Source organism: Leucobacter ruminantium, assembly GCF_017565705.1.
Taxonomy (GTDB): Bacteria; Actinomycetota; Actinomycetes; order Actinomycetales; family Microbacteriaceae; genus Leucobacter; species Leucobacter ruminantium.
In genome coordinates, this window is sequence record NZ_JAGDYL010000059.1 from 1 (window position 1) to 1,675 (window position 1,675).

1 rRNA gene is annotated in these 1,675 nt (G+C 55.5%); it reads left to right on the plus strand.

What is annotated here, in order from left to right:
* Positions 1-136 precede the first annotated feature (136 nt).
* A 16S ribosomal RNA gene (locus J4H91_RS15335) occupies positions 137-1,665 on the plus strand.
* The last annotated feature ends 10 nt before the right edge of the window (positions 1,666-1,675 follow it).

Sequence of the window (1,675 nt, forward strand, 5' to 3'; positions counted from 1 at the left end):
CCGCGCCCTTTGTGTGGGTGTGGTTGATGGTGATTCCTTTTGGACAAAAGTTGAACGTCAGTAATTGATGTTCGTATTTTGTCAGGTCAAACTCGCAGCTGTTCTGCTTATTCCGCAGGATGGTTTGCACATGTTTTTTACGGAGAGTTTGATCCTGGCTCAGGACGAACGCTGGCGGCGTGCTTAACACATGCAAGTCGAACGCTGAAGCCCCAGCTTGCTGGGGTGGATGAGTGGCGAACGGGTGAGTAACACGTGAGTAACCTGCCCCTGACTCTGGGATAAGCGCTGGAAACGGCGTCTAATACTGGATACGAGACGCGATCGCATGGTCAGCGTTTGGAAAGATTTATCGGTTGGGGATGGACTCGCGGCCTATCAGCTGGATGGTGAGGTAATGGCTCACCATGGCGACGACGGGTAGCCGGCCTGAGAGGGTGACCGGCCACACTGGGACTGAGACACGGCCCAGACTCCTACGGGAGGCAGCAGTGGGGAATATTGCACAATGGGCGCAAGCCTGATGCAGCAACGCCGCGTGAGGGATGACGGCCTTCGGGTTGTAAACCTCTTTTAGTAGGGAAGAAGCGCAAGTGACGGTACCTGCAGAAAAAGCACCGGCTAACTACGTGCCAGCAGCCGCGGTAATACGTAGGGTGCAAGCGTTGTCCGGAATTATTGGGCGTAAAGAGCTCGTAGGCGGCTTGTCGCGTCTGCTGTGAAAACCCGGGGCTCAACCCCGGGCCTGCAGTGGGTACGGGCAGGCTAGAGTGCGGTAGGGGAGATTGGAATTCCTGGTGTAGCGGTGGAATGCGCAGATATCAGGAGGAACACCGATGGCGAAGGCAGATCTCTGGGCCGTAACTGACGCTGAGGAGCGAAAGCATGGGGAGCGAACAGGATTAGATACCCTGGTAGTCCATGCCGTAAACGTTGGGAACTAGATGTAGGGCCTGTTCCACGGGTTCTGTGTCGTAGCTAACGCATTAAGTTCCCCGCCTGGGGAGTACGGCCGCAAGGCTAAAACTCAAAGGAATTGACGGGGGCCCGCACAAGCGGCGGAGCATGCGGATTAATTCGATGCAACGCGAAGAACCTTACCAAGGCTTGACATATAGAAGAACGGGTCAGAAATGATCAACTCTTTGGACACTTCTATACAGGTGGTGCATGGTTGTCGTCAGCTCGTGTCGTGAGATGTTCGGTTAAGTCCGGCAACGAGCGCAACCCTCGTCCTATGTTGCCAGCGGGTTATGCCGGGAACTCATGGGATACTGCCGTGGTCAACACGGAGGAAGGTGGGGATGACGTCAAATCATCATGCCCCTTATGTCTTGGGCTTCACGCATGCTACAATGGCCGGTACAAAGGGCTGCGATACCGTAAGGTGGAGCGAATCCCAAAAAGCCGGTCTCAGTTCGGATTGGGGTCTGCAACTCGACCCCATGAAGTCGGAGTCGCTAGTAATCGCAGATCAGCAACGCTGCGGTGAATACGTTCCCGGGCCTTGTACACACCGCCCGTCAAGTCATGAAAGTCGGTAACACCCGAAGCCGATGGCCTAACCCCCTTGTGGGGAGGGAGTCGTCGAAGGTGGGACTGGTGATTAGGACTAAGTCGTAACAAGGTAGCCGTACCGGAAGGTGCGGCTGGATCACCTCCTTTCTAAGGAGCA